This is a genomic window from Streptomyces sp. NBC_00483 (assembly GCF_036013745.1).
Taxonomy (GTDB): domain Bacteria; phylum Actinomycetota; class Actinomycetes; order Streptomycetales; family Streptomycetaceae; genus Streptomyces.
Genome location: NZ_CP107880.1, coordinates 2107807 through 2122987 on the forward strand (window position 1 = coordinate 2107807; position 15181 = coordinate 2122987).

15 protein-coding genes and 1 pseudogene are annotated in these 15181 nt (G+C 70.0%); 6 read left to right on the forward strand and 10 right to left on the reverse strand.

Features of this window, described 5'->3' with window-relative positions:
• Positions 1-28 precede the first annotated feature (28 nt).
• Positions 29-649 carry a YigZ family protein gene (locus OHA73_RS09125; RefSeq protein WP_266722191.1) on the reverse strand — a complete coding sequence of 207 codons (621 nt, stop codon included), beginning with the start codon at positions 647-649 and terminating at the stop codon, positions 29-31.
• A gap of 141 nt (positions 650-790) precedes the next feature.
• Here OHA73_RS09125 and OHA73_RS09130 point away from each other — a divergent pair, with 141 nt between their 5' ends.
• Together OHA73_RS09130 and OHA73_RS09135 are read left to right on the forward strand one after the other, a co-directional pair.
• Positions 791-2761: an amino acid transporter gene (locus OHA73_RS09130; protein WP_327654804.1), complete on the forward strand. Its 1971-nt coding sequence runs from the start codon at positions 791-793 to the stop codon at positions 2759-2761.
• A gap of 129 nt (positions 2762-2890) precedes the next feature.
• Positions 2891-3298 (forward strand): CoA-binding protein, encoded by a 408-nt coding sequence (locus OHA73_RS09135; RefSeq protein ID WP_327654805.1) that lies wholly within the window; start codon positions 2891-2893, stop codon positions 3296-3298.
• A 162-nt stretch (positions 3299-3460) separates the two neighbouring features.
• Here OHA73_RS09135 and OHA73_RS09140 read toward each other — a convergent pair whose 3' ends face one another.
• The 3 genes from OHA73_RS09140 to OHA73_RS45740 are packed head-to-tail and all read right to left on the reverse strand — an operon-like array spanning position 3461 to position 4157.
• The gene (locus OHA73_RS09140; protein WP_327654806.1) at positions 3461-3658 is read right to left on the reverse strand and encodes a hypothetical protein; all 198 of its coding nucleotides are present in this window, start codon (positions 3656-3658) and stop codon (positions 3461-3463) included.
• Entirely contained in the window at positions 3655-4035 is a 381-nt protein-coding gene (locus OHA73_RS45735; RefSeq protein WP_443063050.1) for a DUF7848 domain-containing protein, read from the reverse strand. The genes OHA73_RS09140 and OHA73_RS45735 overlap by 4 nt, the downstream gene beginning before the upstream one ends.
• The gene (locus tag OHA73_RS45740) at positions 3933-4157 is read right to left on the reverse strand and encodes a hypothetical protein (RefSeq protein WP_443063051.1); all 225 of its coding nucleotides are present in this window, start codon (positions 4155-4157) and stop codon (positions 3933-3935) included. The genes OHA73_RS45735 and OHA73_RS45740 overlap by 103 nt, the downstream gene beginning before the upstream one ends.
• Before the next feature lie 375 nt (positions 4158-4532).
• Between OHA73_RS45740 and OHA73_RS09150 the strand changes: the two genes are divergently transcribed.
• The 3 genes and pseudogenes from OHA73_RS09150 to OHA73_RS45745 form a co-directional block, all read left to right on the forward strand.
• Positions 4533-5288: a DUF6879 family protein gene (locus OHA73_RS09150; RefSeq protein ID WP_266722181.1), complete on the forward strand. Its 756-nt coding sequence runs from the start codon at positions 4533-4535 to the stop codon at positions 5286-5288.
• 10 nt (positions 5289-5298) lie between these two features.
• Positions 5299-6150, forward strand: a complete 852-nt coding sequence (locus OHA73_RS09155; protein WP_327654807.1) for a helix-turn-helix domain-containing protein — start codon at positions 5299-5301, stop codon at positions 6148-6150.
• 64 nt (positions 6151-6214) lie between these two features.
• Positions 6215-6298: pseudogene (locus OHA73_RS45745) on the forward strand (IS5/IS1182 family transposase); the annotation flags it as partial.
• 29 nt (positions 6299-6327) lie between these two features.
• On the opposite strand, the gene OHA73_RS09165 reads toward OHA73_RS45745, so the two are convergent.
• The gene (locus tag OHA73_RS09165) at positions 6328-7236 is read right to left on the reverse strand and encodes a LysR family transcriptional regulator (protein ID WP_327654808.1); all 909 of its coding nucleotides are present in this window, start codon (positions 7234-7236) and stop codon (positions 6328-6330) included.
• Between the two features lie 159 nt (positions 7237-7395).
• On the opposite strand from OHA73_RS09165, the gene OHA73_RS09170 reads away from it, so the two are divergent.
• Positions 7396-8022 carry a LysE family transporter gene (locus OHA73_RS09170; RefSeq protein WP_327654809.1) on the forward strand — a complete coding sequence of 209 codons (627 nt, stop codon included), beginning with the start codon at positions 7396-7398 and terminating at the stop codon, positions 8020-8022.
• Positions 8023-8134: 112 nt separating this feature from the next.
• On the opposite strand, the gene OHA73_RS09175 is transcribed toward OHA73_RS09170, so the two are convergent.
• The 5 genes from OHA73_RS09175 to OHA73_RS09195 all read right to left on the reverse strand — a co-directional run bounded on the left by OHA73_RS09175 (position 8135) and on the right by OHA73_RS09195 (position 15176).
• A complete protein-coding gene (locus OHA73_RS09175; protein WP_327654810.1) occupies positions 8135-9109 on the reverse strand; it encodes a TauD/TfdA dioxygenase family protein in 975 nt (324 codons plus the stop codon).
• A 453-nt stretch (positions 9110-9562) separates the two neighbouring features.
• Positions 9563-10384 carry a class I SAM-dependent methyltransferase gene (locus tag OHA73_RS09180; RefSeq protein WP_327654811.1) on the reverse strand — a complete coding sequence of 274 codons (822 nt, stop codon included), beginning with the start codon at positions 10382-10384 and terminating at the stop codon, positions 9563-9565.
• Between the two features lie 21 nt (positions 10385-10405).
• Positions 10406-14302, reverse strand: a complete 3897-nt coding sequence (locus OHA73_RS09185; RefSeq protein WP_327654812.1) for an amino acid adenylation domain-containing protein — start codon at positions 14300-14302, stop codon at positions 10406-10408.
• Complete coding sequence (locus tag OHA73_RS09190) at positions 14299-14538, reverse strand: phosphopantetheine-binding protein (RefSeq protein ID WP_267071243.1); 240 nt, start codon at positions 14536-14538, stop codon at positions 14299-14301. Before OHA73_RS09190 ends, OHA73_RS09185 begins: the two co-directional genes overlap by 4 nt.
• The gene (locus OHA73_RS09195) at positions 14535-15176 is read right to left on the reverse strand and encodes an isochorismatase family protein (RefSeq protein WP_267071242.1); all 642 of its coding nucleotides are present in this window, start codon (positions 15174-15176) and stop codon (positions 14535-14537) included. Before OHA73_RS09195 ends, OHA73_RS09190 begins: the two co-directional genes overlap by 4 nt.
• Positions 15177-15181 lie beyond the last annotated feature (5 nt).

The following is a 15181-nucleotide window of genomic DNA, read 5'->3' on the forward strand; positions in this document are numbered from 1 at the left end:
GGATGCCTGTTGCGGTGGGAGTGGCGGCTCAGCCGTACGCCTCTCCGCCCAGTTCGAAGCCCGCCGTGCCCGCCGTCGCGTCCGCGAGCCAGCCCTGGAAGCGGTCGATGTCCGATTCCGGGAGGCCGATCTCGATGGTGACCGCCTCCCCGTAGCGGACGTCACGGACCTCGCACCCCGTGGACCGCAGGTCGTTCTCCATCTTGCCCGCGCGCGCGTGGTCGACCGTCACGGTGGCGAGGCGGAAGCGGCGTCGCGTCACCGTGCCGAGCGCGTCGAGGGCCTCGCCCACCGCGCCTCCGTAGGCACGGATGAGACCGCCGGCGCCGAGCTTCACGCCGCCGAAGTAGCGGGTGACCACGGCGACGACGTAGCGCATGTCGCGCCGCGTGAGCATCTGCAGCATCGGCACGCCCGCCGTGCCGCCCGGCTCGCCGTCGTCGCTCGCCTTCTGTACGGAGGCGTCGGCCCCGATGACGTACGCGTAGCAGTTGTGGTTGGCCGACGGGTGTTCCTTGCGGACGCGCGCGACGAAGGCCTGGGCCTCCTCCTCGGTCGCGGCGGGCGCGAGCGCGCACAGGAACCGGGAGCGGCTGATCTCTGTCTCGTGCACGCCCTCGCGGGCCACCGTGCGGTACTCGTCCTGCATCGGACCAGCGTATGCGCAGGTGACACAGGACTCGCCCCCGCCCGGGGCACAGGTGACGATGTGGTGGATACTCGCTCGTCGTCACAGACAGTCGCCCAAGTCGCCCCCGTCACCCGAGTCGCCCGACAGGAAGCACCGCACATGACCGGCATCCAGGCCGAGAGCCCGGCCGCCCCCGCCGCCTCCACGAGCCGTTTCCGCTCCTGGCTGCTGGAGGGGCTGAGCGAGCAGACGGCCCGCCACCAGGGGCCGCACGGGCACGCCCCCGAGGAGCACAAGGGCCACAAGTGGTGGCGCGTGATGTGCCTGACGGGTGTGGACTACTTCTCGACGCTCGGCTATCAGCCGGGCATCGCGGCGCTCGCCGCGGGACTGCTGTCTCCGCTCGCGACGCTCGTCCTGATCGCGCTCACCCTGCTGGGCGCCCTGCCGGTGTACCGCAGGGTCGCGAAGGAGTCGCCGCACGGCGAGGGGTCGATCGCGATGCTGGAGCGGCTGCTGCCCTGGTGGGCGGGGAAGCTGTTCGTCCTCGTGCTGCTCGGCTTCGCCGCCACCGACTTCATGATCACGATGACGTTGTCGGCGGCGGACGCGGCGGCGCACGTCGTGGAGAACCCGTTCGCGCCCGCCGGGCTGGACGGCGAGAACACCTGGATCACGCTCGCGCTGCTCGTGGCGCTCGGCGCGGTCTTCCTCAAGGGGTTCCGGGAGGCGATCCGGGTCGCGGTGGTGCTCGTGGGCGCCTATCTGACCCTGAACATCGTCGTGCTGATCACGGCCGCCGCCCATGTGTTCACCGAGCCGGTCAAGATCGGCAACTGGTGGGACGCCATGACGGCCGAGCACTCCTCACCGTTCATGATGATCGGCGTCGCGCTGCTCGTGTTCCCGAAGCTGGCGCTCGGCATGTCCGGCTTCGAGACGGGCGTGGCCGTGATGCCGCAGGTCCAGGGCGATTCCACGGACACGTACGCGAAGCCGGCGGGGCGCATCCGCGACACCCGCAAGCTGCTGACGACGGCCGCGCTGATCATGAGCTGTTTTCTGCTGCTGTCCAGCCTCGCCACCACGATCCTGATCCCGCAGCACGAGTTCGAGGCGGGTGGCTCGGCGAACGGGCGCGCGCTCGCGTATCTCGCGCACGCCTACCTCGGCGAGGGCTTCGGCACCGTCTACGACATCTCGACGATCGCCATCCTGTGGTTCGCGGGCGCCTCCGCGATGGCGGGGCTGCTCAATCTGGTCCCCCGCTATCTGCCCCGCTACGGCATGGCTCCCGAGTGGACGCGGGCCGTGCGCCCGCTGGTCCTCGTCTTCATGGCGGCCGCGGTCCTCATCACTCTCTGGTTCAACGCCAACGTCGACGACCAGTCCGGTGCGTACGCGACCGGCGTGCTGGTGCTCATGCTCTCCGCGTCGTTCGCCTCGACGGTCGCGGTGCACCGGCGGGGCCACCGCAAGGCGACGATCGGCTTCGGCGCGATCACGGCGGTCTTCGCCTACACGCTGGTCACGAACGTCGTGGAACGTCCCGACGGCATCAAGATCGCCATCATCTTCATCGCGGCGATCCTCCTCACCTCCTTCGCCTCCCGCGTACACCGCGCCTTCGAACTGCGCGCGGGCGCGGTCACGTACGACGAGACGGCCCTGCGCCTGATCGACGAGGCGGCGGCGCGGGGCCCGCTGCGGATCATCGCGAACGAGCCGCAGGAGCACACCACCGCGGAGTACCGCGACAAGGAACACTGCCAGCGCGAGGACACGCCCATGCCGGACGACGGCGGGGTGCTGTTCCTGGAGGTCTTCATCCAGGACTCCTCCGACTTCACCGAGGACCTGCTCGTCCACGGCGACGAGAAGCACGGCGTGCGGCGGCTGCGGGTGCACGGCCCCGGCGTCCCCAACACGGCCGCCGCCGTCCTCATGGACCTGCGCGACCGCACCGGCAGCGTCCCGCACGCCTACTTCAACTGGACCGAGGGCCACCCCGTCGGCCACCTGCTGCGCTTCCTGGTGTTCGGCGACGGCGAGGTCGCCCCGGTCACCCGCGAGGTGCTCCGCCGCGCGGAACCCGACCCGGAGCGCCGCCCGCGCGTGCACGTGGGCTGAGCCCTCCCCCGGAATCCCTGCGCCGCGCGGGGAGTTGTCCTGTCCGTACGAAGCAACGTCCGGTACGAAGCAACGTCCCGTACGAAGAATCGTCCGATTTCGCAGAACCGTCCCGTCTCAGGAGGCCCCATGTACGGCGATCACGACACGGTCCGCAAGATCCTCACCGAGACCGGGGACACCTGGGCGGTGGTCGGCCTCTCCTCGAACCAGGCCCGCGCCGCCTACGGAGTGGCCGACGTGCTCCAGCGTTTCGGCAAGCGGATCGTGCCGGTGCACCCCAAGGCGGAGACCGTGCACGGCGAGCAGGGCTACGCCTCGCTCGCGGACATCCCCTTCCCCATCGACGTGGTCGATGTCTTCGTCAACAGCGACCTCGCGGGCCCGGTCGCCGACGAGGCCGCCGCCATCGGCGCGAAGGCCGTCTGGTTCCAGCTGGGCGTCGTCGACGAGGCGGCGTACGAGCGGACGCGGGCCGCGGGGATCTCCATGGTGATGGACAAGTGCCCTGCCATCGAGATCCCGCGGCTCGACTGACCCTCCGCGCGAGCCCCTACGTTGCGCGAACACCCCGTCATCGTCCCTCACGCGGAAAGGGACGAAAACGGATCGCACCGTCAGAGCGGGCAGAGTCCCCAACGGCGGCGCTGGGACCCTGCCGCCCTCCACACTCCCGAGCGCTGGCACAAGAGGGCGGGTCTAGGCGGAGGTCTCCCAGTGGAGTTCCCCGATGTCGAGCAGTCGGCCGGCATGCTCGGTGCGCGCATGCTGCGGGATCAGGAAGCAGTGCACCACCACGGCCGCCACGTCACGCCCGCAGATCTCCCATAGGTTCTGGACTATCGGCTTCGGGACGCGTCCCTCCGCACCACACGTGGGGCGCTCGCGGGCGCTCACGACTCCACCGCCGGAGGCTCAACCGCGATGACGTCATCGTCCAGCGGTGTCGCTCTCCAAAGCGACGTCTGCACGCACCGGAAGCCCGTGTGTGAGGGGTGCTTCCACGCATGGTTGATCGCCCAGTTCTCCGGCTCCTCCGTCGTCGCATCGAGAGAGCCCGAACGTTCAGGGCACGTAGTGCATCCGACGTGTACGAGGGGTACCCGCAGCTTTCCCGGTGGCAGGTAGGGCCCGATGCGCCACCGCACTTCACGGACAAACGTGCGGACCGTCACGTGATTCCTTCCACGTACGCGAGCGGCACCTCCAGGATTCCCGCTCGGAGCTTTTCGCCTTCGTCGGCGGGGCGGAGTTGATCCGGATTGGCATCCCACTCACGCCCGCCACCGGGTGGCCGGAGCTGGACGTAAGGGCCCTCGCGTCCCATGACCTTCCCGACCCTCTGTGTTTCCGTGTCGACGACGAGTGCGCCGACCCATAGCTGTTCCGCCTTCACGCCGTAGCGCCCCCTCTGCGGATAACGTCAGCGAGCCTTGTGGCTACGTCGGCCCGAGCGCGTCCTGGGTTGACGAGTCCCGGACCGAAAGATCCGTTGTCGACGCCCAATGACGGGAGCACGATTCCGGCGCCGTCAAGCGCCGCTCGAAGTGCCTCAGTTGCCGCGTGAGCGTCGGCTTCCGATGGGTGCGCTGTGACCATGGGGACGACGCTAGGGAGCACGGTGTTCCGGTGTCGACGCGATGTTCTCGAATGTTCCCGCGCGTTCTCGGAATTCCCTCGTGTGTTCTCACGCGGCATGCTGAAGTGTGTGGAGAACCAAGAACACTACGGCGACGCTGAGAGGACCCAACTCCCCTGAAGGGGGACGAACATGGTTCGCGATATCCGGTTCAACGGCACCGACAGCAAGAACGGCGGATGCCCGGCGGTTCACGAGGTCGTCGGCACTGAGGAGTTCATCGTCCAGGGCCTCCCGGTCACCGACCCGGACGAGTTGGCGAAGCTCCGGTTCCTGGGGGCCGATGACGTCGCCGTCGTCGTGTCACGGGAGACTCTGGTCAACCACGGACCTAAGGAGCTTGTGCGTGTGCCGAAGTTGATCGACCTGGAGGAGTTCGGGCGGCTCTTCGAGACGTTCGAGTACACCGCGTGGAGGCTGGAGACCCGTGGGCGGTATCAGTCCGACACGGAAGATCCGACGTACGACGAGTTCGTCCGGACCGGAACCTTCACGCTCGACACTGAAGACGAGTGGTCACAGCTCATGCGGTCCCAGACATCGGCCGGCAAGACCGTGGGGCGCGTCCGTGTGGTCGACAATCCGCCCACCGTCGGTCAACGCTTCCTCCTCGCGGACGCTCCGCGGAACGCAGCCGCAGGGGAGAGCATGCGCTACCTGTGGCGTGAGGAGGCGGACGACCGCAACCTCCCCCGCGAGGACTTTTGGATCTTTGACTCCCGCCTCGTCGCTGTGCTCCGCTTCGACGATGTGGACGTCCTCCACGGGGCGGAGTTCATCACGGAGCCGACAGAGGTCAACCGCTACATGCAGTTGCGCGACATCGCGTCGCACGGGGCCGTACCGCATGATGTCTTTGCGCACGCCGTGGCGACCTTCGACGAGTAAGTGAGAGCCGGTGAGCACTGATTACCAACAGGCACGCGAAGCCTTCGGTATCTCCCTTCGGGAGCTGCGGCTCCGATGCCCGTCGGGCAAGCTCACCGGCACTCAGCTCGCCTCCGCCCTCAGTTGGCCGCACTCGAAGGTCTACAAGTGCGAGGGCGGGAAGCAGACCATCACGGAGGACGACCTCCGCAGGTGGGTCGACGCATGCGAACAGCCGGACAAGTTCGACGGCATGCAGGCTCGACTGCGCGGATTCGAGTCGCAGATCCGCTCATGGCGACGCCAACTCTCCTCCGGGCACAGCGCCGTTCAGGACTCGTGGAACGTGGAGGTACAGCGCTCACGGGTTCTGTATGCGTGGGAAGAGTCCGTGGTCGCCGGCATGCTCCAGACCGCGGACTACGCGCGCCACGTCTTCCGGCGGTACGCCACGTTCTTCGGGACCACGCAGGACGCCGAGGAGGCAGTACGGGCGCGTGCCCGTCGGCAAGAGTGGCTTTACGAGAGTGGTCATACGCTGCGCGTGGTCATGTGGGAGGCCGCTCTTCGGGCTCTCGTCTGCCCTCCGTCCGTGCTCGACGCCCAACTAGACCGACTCGCGAGCGTCGTCGGGATGGACTCTGTCGAGCTGGGGATCATCCCGTTCACGGCGTCGCTGAAGCTCCCAACGGCCAACGGATTCTGGGTCTTTGACGAGCGCCTCGTCGTCACGGAGGACTGGCACGCGGAGCTGTGGCTCGACGACGCCGACAACATCGCCTTGTACGGGCGCGTCTGGTCAACCCTCCGGGAGTCCGCGGTCTACGGCCCCGACGCCCACAACGTCATCAACGCCGCACGGCGCTCGCTCAGTTCACGGTGACACAGTCTTCTGGCCCCGCCCGCGACCAAGCGATCGCCCGATAGTCCAGGAATTACCGGTACTCCACCAAGTTGTCATCGACGCCGACACCCGGCTGGTCGTCGTGGTCGGCCGTCCGCTGCCCGGAAACCGCAACGACTGCAAAGCGTGATCGGGTTTGCGCCGAGCCCAAGATCGTTACGGGGCATGCCTCAGGGCGGCGTCCTGGAGCGCGTCAAGGCCGCGCGCGATGGCGATCTGTTTCCTGCTACCGGGCCGGACGCAGGCCAGGAGCCGACGGACGGGGGCCGTCGGGCCTGCCAAGGGCACGCGTCGGAGGGGCAGTCCCTGAGGGAGCGGTGCCTGTCGGGGGACGAGACAAATTCCGTGGCCGTGGGCGACAAGGGCGGCCACAGCAGTCCAGTCGATCGCGCTGTGTGTCACTCGCGGTGTGAACCCCGCGGCGGCTGCGGCATGCAGGAGGACCGGGTGTTGGTCCCTGGGATCCCCGGCCTGGATCCAGGTCTCCTGCGCAGTATCCGGCAGACGCACGGTGTCACGGCCGGCCAGTGCATGGTGGTCGGGTACGAGCAGGTCCTGGGGCTCTTCGATCAGCACGTCGTGTTCGACGAGGCCACTTCCCGTGGACGACACGTCGAAGGTGGCGATCACTATGGCGATGTCCACTTGGTGGGAGAGCAGCAGGCTGATGCGGTCCTCGTCGGGGTGCTCGTCGAGTCGGCAGGCCATGTCCGGGAACTGCGCGCAGAGTGTCTGTGCCGCGGAGGCGATCACGGTGGCCAGGGCGCTGGCCACACCGGTGATCCGCAGAAGGCCGGCGGCCCCCTCACGGTGGGAGTCCAGGACGGCGTTGGCCCGTTCCCATTCTGCGTTCATGACCTCCACGTGCTCGACCAGGGCGAGCGCGGCGGGCGTCAGTCGGACCCGTCGGCCCACGGGTTCCAGGAGTTTCAGGCCGAGTTCGCCGGACAGCTGACGCAACTGCTGCGAGACCGTGGGCGGGGAGAGGTGCAGGACCGCCGCCGTGGCGGTGACAGTTCCTTCTGCCCGCAGAACGCGCAACGCCTGCAGCCGGGGATCGATCATGTGGTTTCTCCGAACGGAACGGTGCGGAACTTCCCAATGGACGCCATCAGGGCGCCCGGACCAGGATGAAGATCCGAACCTTGGACGGCCACCTCTCGCACAGGGCCCATCCGAATCCTGCTTTCCTCACTGTTCTTCAGCGTCCCCTGGAGGCTTGTTGTGTTGGATACAGCCGTCGCGGGAGCGCTGGCCGGATATGGCCTGGCGATCCCGGTGGGAGCCGTGGCCGTACTGATGATCAATCTGACGGCCCGGACCTCCTTCCGGGTCGGAGCCGCGGCAGCGATCGGAGCCACGACGGCGGATGCGCTCTACGCGGTGACCGCTGTCGTGGGAGGAGCGGCAGTGGCCACGGTGATCCAGCCGTTCTCCGAGCCCTTGCGGTGGATCGCCTTCCTCGTCCTGGCCGTGATGGCCGCCCGGATCGCCGTTGCCGGACTTCGAGGGCAGAAGGGCGGAGCGGTCCAGGCGCCGACAGAGGAGACGGCCATCACTCCACGGCGGTCGTTCATGACATTCCTGGCGCTCACTGCACTCAACCCGTGGCCTGCCCTCTACTTCGTCGCGCTCATCCTCGGGCACCAGGGCCTCCGGAACGCATCATGGGCGGAGGCTGTGGTCTACATCGTTACTGTCGTCGCCGCGTCCGCGAGCTGGCAGTTGCTGCTGGCCGGCGGAGGGGCCGTTTTCGGCCGCTTCATCACCGGCCCTCGCGGCAGAAAGGCGACCGCTGTGGTGTCCAGCGCTCTGATCTTTGGGCTCGGCGCCCACATGGCACTGGGATAACAGAGCTTCCCCGACCCTCCAGACTGCCCAGGGGAATACTCCACAGGTCTCCGGCCATTGAAATCCCGCGGCTCGGCTGACCCTCCGCAAGACGGGAGTTCGAAGGCAGGCCCTACGCCTGCGCGAACACCCCGTCCGTCGAGGCGCCGGAGGCGATGCCGTACTCGGGCTCCGGGACCGCCTCGGGCAGCAGCAGCGTCGAGCGGCGGCCGTCCACGCCGACCGGGACGTCGCCGTCGATGGTGACGCGGCGCAGGGTGCGCGTGTGGGCGTCGGAGTCGTCCACGCCGTAGTGCTGGGTGGCCCGGTTGTCCCAGATGGCGACGTCGCCGGCGTGCCACTGCCAGCGGACCGTGTTCTCCGGGCGCTCGACATGCGACTGGAGGATGCCGATCAGCGCGCGCGAGTCGCGGGCGTTGAAGCCGGTGAGCTTCTGCAGGAAGTTGCCGAGGATCAACGTGCGTTCGCCGCTCTCCGGGTGCACGCGCACGACCGGGTGCTCGGTCTGGAACTTGGTCGCCGTGAACACCTTCCGGTGCTGTTCGAGCGCCGCGGAGGGGGCCTCCGGGCGGGCGGCCGCGTAGTCGTAGTCGTTGGTGTGCACGCCGCGCAGGCTGTCGGCCAACACCCGCAAAGGTTCCGGGAGTTCGGCGTACGCGGCCGCGGTGTTGGACCACAGGGTGTTGCCGCCGTACGGCGGGACGACCTCGGCGCGCAGGATGGAGAAGGCGGGGTACGCGGGCACGAACGTGACGTCGGTGTGCCACTGGTTGGCGCGCCCGCCGTGCTCGTTGTCGATGCCGAGCGCGTAGCGGCCGTCGACGGACGGGACGGTGGGGTGGGCGACCGGGGTGCCGAGGAGGCGGGCGAAGGCCTCGTGGCTCCCGGCGTCGAGGTGGTCCTGGTCGCGGAAGAAGACGACCTTGTGTTCCAGGATGGCGGCCCGGACCGCGGCCACGGTGGCCTCGTCCAGGTCTCCCCCGAGGCGGACGCCGGAGAGCACGGCGCCGAGCCGGCCGCCGACCTTCTGAACGGTGACTTCGGATGCGGCCGGCGCGGTCGCTGCGGCGGGTGCGGTGGACGTCATGGCGGTACCCCTTCAACTGGGTGGGTGGGCGGTTTCCGCTTCCGCCGGGGCGGCAGGCTGCGACGTGGGGCGAGCACAGGGGCGGAGACCGCGGTGGGAGCGGGAGCTGCGGGTCGCGAGCGTCAGCGGCACGGACACGCGAGCGGTGCCGGGCGGCAGCGGCTCGGACACGCGAACGGTGTCGGGCGCTCCAGGTCGACGTGGAGCCGCGTCACGAGCTGCATCGTCGTCGCGGTCATGAACAGGAGCTTGGCCAGCGGCCCGAGAGCCGGTCAAGGCTCCGCCGGATCGCTTCACGACCCTGCAATGCGTGTGACATGTGTTCCCACATGCTGGACCGGGCGCGCTTCTCGTCACGGCCGTCGACCCGGCAGTGAATTCGCTGCTCACAGGCGCACGGCAAGCCCTCTTGGCAACGAATACGGGGCGCCACGCGAGACGGACGCGGGCCCGCTACCGCCGTACGGCGAGGCGGAGTTCCGTCAGGTAGCGCTTCGTGACCCGGCCGTCGTAGCGCGAATCGATGAGCGTGCCGATGCAGTCGAGCAGGCCGGCGCGGGCGGGCGGGTCGAGGGCGAGCGTGCCGGAGAAGGTGCACAAGAGGTCGAGGTAGTCCGCGGTGCGGTAGGTGAGTTCGCGTTCGTAGCGGCGGAAGACGGGCGGCTCGAAGCGGTCGGCGCCAGGGAGCGCCGCGTTGCCCTGTTCGACGTTGCGATTCGGCGCCTCCTGGCTGTCGTACGGGATGTCGGCGGCCGGGGTGAGGCGCAGGCCCGGCGGGGTCGTCGGGTCGAAGCGCAGGTAGCAGTCCTGGGCCTCGGCGAAGAAGTCCTCGGTGCCGCCCGCGACGTGATGGGTCGAGACGGTGGCGAGGGTGCCGCCGGGGCGCAGCGCGTCCGCGCTCTTGGCGATGCGTACGGCGGGGTCGATCCAGTGGAAGGAGGTCGCGGCGAGGACGAGGTCGAAGGGCTCGGGCGGCAGCGGCCAGTCCTCGAAGGCCGCCACGTCGACGGTCGTGTCGGGGAGCTTGCGGCGCGCGACGGCCGCCATCTCCGCGCCCAGCTCCACACCGACGACCCGGCAGCCCCGCTCGGCGAGCGGCACGGTCGCCTTCCCCGTGCCGCACCCGATCTCCAGCACGCGGCGCCCCGGCCCCGCCCCGGCGAGCTCGGCGAGGTCGTCGAACATGCGGGGCGGGTAGCCGGGGCGGGCGCGGTCGTAGAGTTCGGCGTCCTGGTTGAAGGTGTCGCGCAGGCGTTCACGGTCGGTGTCGGTCACCTGCCGCACGGTACGCCCGCGTCAGGCGTCCAACTCCTTCAAGCGGAGCGCCAAGGCCTCCGCGATCCGTTCCACGTACTCCTCCTTGAGCAGCTCCGGGTGGGTGCACGGCAGGTCGTGGTTGGTGATCCGGCCCGAGATGTGCGGGCGCCAGGCCTCGCGGGTCAGCCAGTTCTCGGGGCGGGGGGCGGCGGCCGTGAAGAAGAGGACGTCGCCCTCGTAGCGGCGGTGTGCGTGCGCGCGCATCATGCGGGCGTGGTTGGGCACGATGTCGACGATCCGCGAGAGCGTGCTGTCCTTGAGACCCGCGAGAGGGCTGCCCGCCTTGCGCAGCGTGGCCAGGACGTCCTCGCGTGTCTCCTCGTCGGTGCGCTCGAAGCCGGCCATCCGCAGGACCGCGGTGAGCGCGTCGCCCTCTTCCGGAGCGGGCCGCTCGCGCCACTGCTCGGCGGGGAACGCGTCGAGCAGCGCGAGGAGTTCGACCTCTTCGCCCGCCTCCTGGAGCAGCACGGCGACCGTGTGCGCGAGGATGCCGCCGACCGACCAGCCGATGAGCCGGTACGGGCCGTGCGGGCGGATCCGGCGGATCTCGTCCACATACTCCGCCGCCTGCTCCCACAGGGTGCCCGGCAGCGGATCGTCCGAGGTGAGGCCGCGTGCCTGGAGCGCGTGGACGGGCTGGTCCCGGTCGAGGCGTGCGGTCAGGCCCGCGTAGCACCAGGAGATGCCGCCCGCCGGGTGGATCGCGAAGAGCGGCGGGCGGGAGCCCTCGCGGCGCAGCGGCAGCACGACGCCGAGGGCGTCCGTGGACACCGGTGACGCGTCGTCGATGCGGGCCGCGAGCGCCGCCGGTGTGGGGGATGCGAAGAGCGAGCCGATGGTCAGCTCCGCGCCCAGTTCCTCGCGGACCCGGTTGACGAGCCGCACCGCGAGCAGCGAGGTGCCGCCCAGGTCGAAGAAGGCGTCGTCGGGGCCCGTCCCTTCGGCGTCGAGGACCTCGGCGAAGAGGCGGGTGAGCGTCTCCTCGCGCGGGGTCGACGGGCGACGGCCCGTTCCGCTTCCCTCGAACACGGGCGCGGGGAGTTCGCGGCGGTCCAGCTTGCCGTTGGGGCTGAGCGGGAACGCGTCGAGCGGCACGATCGCGGAGGGCACCATGTGCTCGGGCAGGGTCCGGGAGAGCGCGGTGCGCAGCTCCGAGGGGTCGAGCGAGGCCCCGGTCACGTAACCGACGAGGCGGTCGTCGAGGACCAGCGCACACGAACCGTCGACGCCCTCCAGCGCCGCCAACTCGGCCTCGATCTCGCCGAGTTCGATGCGCTGCCCGCGCAGCTTGACCTGGTGGTCGGTGCGGCCGAGGTACTCGACCTCGCCGAGTTCGGTCCAGCGGGCCAGGTCGCCGGTGCGGTACATGCGACCACCCCCATAGGCACTGAAGGGGTCGGGGACGAAGCGTTCATCCGTCAGCTCGGGGCGATTCAGGTAGCCGTCCGCCAACTGGCGTCCCGCCAGGTGCAGTTCGCCGATCACGCCGGGCGGGCACGGCTGCCCGGCCGGGTCGAGGACGTACAGGCGGGTGTTCCACACCGGGCGGCCGATGGGCACGGGTCCCGTACCGGACGGCTCGCACGCGTGGTACGTGACGTCGACGGCGGCCTCCGTCGGGCCGTACAGGTTGTGCAGTGCCACGCCGGGGAGCGCCCGCGCGAAGGCGTTCGCCGTCTCTCGGGGCAGGGCCTCGCCGCTGCAGAAGACGCGGCGCAGCGCGCCCGCGCACGAGGCGGTGTCCGGTTCCGCGAGGAACACCTGGAGCATCGACGGCACGAAGTGGCAGGTGGTGACCGCCTGTTGGCGGATGATCCGGGCGAGATACGCCGGGTCCTTGTGGCCGCCGGGCTCGGCGACGACGAGCGTCGCGCCCTCGCGCAGCGGCCAGAAGAACTCCCACACCGACACGTCGAACGAGGACGGTGTCTTCTGAAGGACGACGTCCGCCGCCCCGATGCGGTACTCGTGCTGCATCCAGCGCAGCCGGTTGTCGATCGCGGAGTGCGGGACGACGACACCCTTGGGCCGGCCGGTCGAGCCCGAGGTGTAGATGACGTACGCGGGGTGGGCGGGGGTGAGCGCGCGGCCGGGGGCGACGGTGGCGTACGCGGAGAGGTCGAGCCCTTCGAGGACGACCAGCGGGGTGCCCGCGTCGCCCGGGAGACGGTCCGCGACATCGGTGACGGCGCAGACGGGTTCGGCGTCCTGGAGCATGTACGTGAGGCGCTGCTCGGGATAGTCCGGGTCGAGCGGCAGATACGCGGCGCCGGACTTGAGGACGGCGAGCAGCGTCACGATCAGCTCGGCCGAGCGCGGCACGGAGACCGCGACGAGGCGGCCGGGAGCGGCCCCCAGTGCTTGCAGGTGACGTGCCAACTGGTTGGCCCGCGCGTTGAGTTGCGCGTACGTGAGCACCGTCCCGTCGTACACGAGCGCGGTCGCGTCGGGGGTGCGGGTGGCCTGCGCCTCGATGGGGCCGATGAGGGTGGTGGGCGGCAGGGCCCGCTCGGTGCGGTTGAACTCGTCGAGGACGAGGGAGAGTTCGGCGGGCGTGGCGATGGTATGGGTGGCTAGCGGGGTCCCCGGGTCGGTCTCGGCGAGGCGGCCGAGGAGGTCGAGGAACCGGTTCTGGTGCGCGGCGAGGTCCTCGTCCTCGTAGAGGGCCGGGTTGCCGTCGTGGTCGATGCGCAGACCGCGGCCGTCGGCACGGTCGTAGATGTTGACCGTGAGGTCGTCGACGGGTCCTGCCGACAGGTTGTGGGCGCGGGCCGGGGCGCCCGCGAACTCGGCGCCATAGTCGAACGGCATGACGTTGACGAGCGGCCCGACGAGGCCCCGGCTCTCGCCGAGCAGGCCGAGGTCGCGGCGGATGTCCTCGTAGCGGTAGCGCTGGTGGCGGCGCACCTGCCGTACGCCGAGGACGACTTGGCGGACGAGTTCCGTGAAGGTGGCCTCCGGGGTGACGGTCAGCCGCAGCGGCAGCACGTTCATCACCATGCCGGGGACGCGCAGCGCGACCGAGCCCATCCGGCCCATCATCGGCAGGCCGAGGACGACATCCGAGCGGCCCGTGCCGCGGGAGGTGTAGAGGGCCTGCGTGGCGATGAGGACGTCGGGCCAGGTGGCACGGGTGCTCGCGGCGAGTTCCTTCAGCCGCTCGGTCGTCTCCGGCGCGATCCGCGCCGTACGGCGGTGGAAGGTGCGGGACGGCAGCGCGCCGCGCCCCGCGAGCCGGGGTGCCTCCGGGCGGTCGGCGAAGGCCTCGCCCCAGTGCGCGCGGTCGGCGGCGAAGGCGTCGGAGGCGCGGTACTCGGCGTCGACGGCCAGCAGGTCGGCGAGCGTCTCGAAGGCGCGTGGGCCGGGGTCCTCGCCGCGTACAAGTGCCGTGTAGATCGCGGCGGTTCGGCCGACGAGCAGGGAGTAGCCGAAGCCGTCGATGACGAGGTGGTGGATGCGCTGGTACCAGAGCCAGCGCCGCTCCCCCACGCGGAACAGGGCGTGCCCGAACAGCGGACCAGTGGCCAGGTCGCAGGGCTCGGCCAGGTCGGCGCGCATCCACGCCAGGGCCTCGTTCTCGCTCAGGTCCTCGCGCACGGTCAGCGGCAACTCGACGCTGCTGCACACCCGTTGGCGGGGTCCGTCGGCGGTGTCCTCGACGCGGACGCGCAGCGCGTCGGCCTCGGCGACGACCCGGCGCAGCGCCTCGGCGAAGAGCTCCGGGTCGAGTTCGCCGTCGATCTCCAGGTACTCGGCGGTGTTCTGCGCGGGGCTGAGCGGGTCGAGGGCCTGCGCGAACCACATGCCGTACTGGGCGGAGGTGAGCGGCAGCACGAGGTCGCGGGCCTCGGTGGGCTCGCTGATCAGTGCGGTCACGAGGCGGCCACCCCCAGGACCTTCACCCAGGCCTCGATGGCCGGCTGCTCGGCGAGATCGACGAACGAGGCCTCGGCGCCGTGGTCCCTGCGCCAGCGCTCAAGCAGGGTCATGACGCGCACGGAGTCGAGCCCGTAGTCGACGAGGTTCTCGTCGAGCGGTATCTCGGCGGGGTCGTCCTCGCCCAGGCAGTCGGCGACGTCCTCGCGGATCTTCTGAACGGTGAGCGTGGTCATGCTGCCCGTACCTCCTCGATGAACGTCTCGGTGGTGGTGACGACGGCGCAGCGGCCCGCGGCCCAGCGCAGCGCCATGTCGTGGTCCTCGCGCGTGAAGTCGGCGACGGCGTCCGCGACGACGAACGCCTGGATGTCCCGCATCCACGCGTCGGCGGCGCTGATCATGACGCCGATGTGCGCGTACACGCCGACGATCACCAGCTGGTCGCGGCCCGACTCCCGCATCAGCTCCTCGAGTTGGGTGCGGACGAACGCGCTGTACTTCCACTTGGTGAGGACCGTGTCACCGTCCTCGGGTGCCACGTTCTCGGGCATGGCGAGGACGGCGGGGTCGTCGGCGACGCCGGGCCCCCAGAAGTCGAGCTGTAGGCCACGTTCCTCGGGGGTCTGGCCGCCACGTTGCGCGGAGTAGTAGACGGGAATGCCAAGCCCGCGGCTCTCCTTGAGCAGCCGGGCGGTGTTGTCGAGCATGCCGGTCAACGGCTGTTCGGCCTGCGGGTACTTGGCGAGGAAGTGGTGCTGGAGGTCGTGCACGAGCAGCACGGCGCGGGCCGGGTCGACGGTCCAGGGGACACGGTTCGCGGGGAGCTCTTCGGTGGTCGGGAGCGGGTAGGCGGCGATGGCGGGCAGGGCCATGGTGG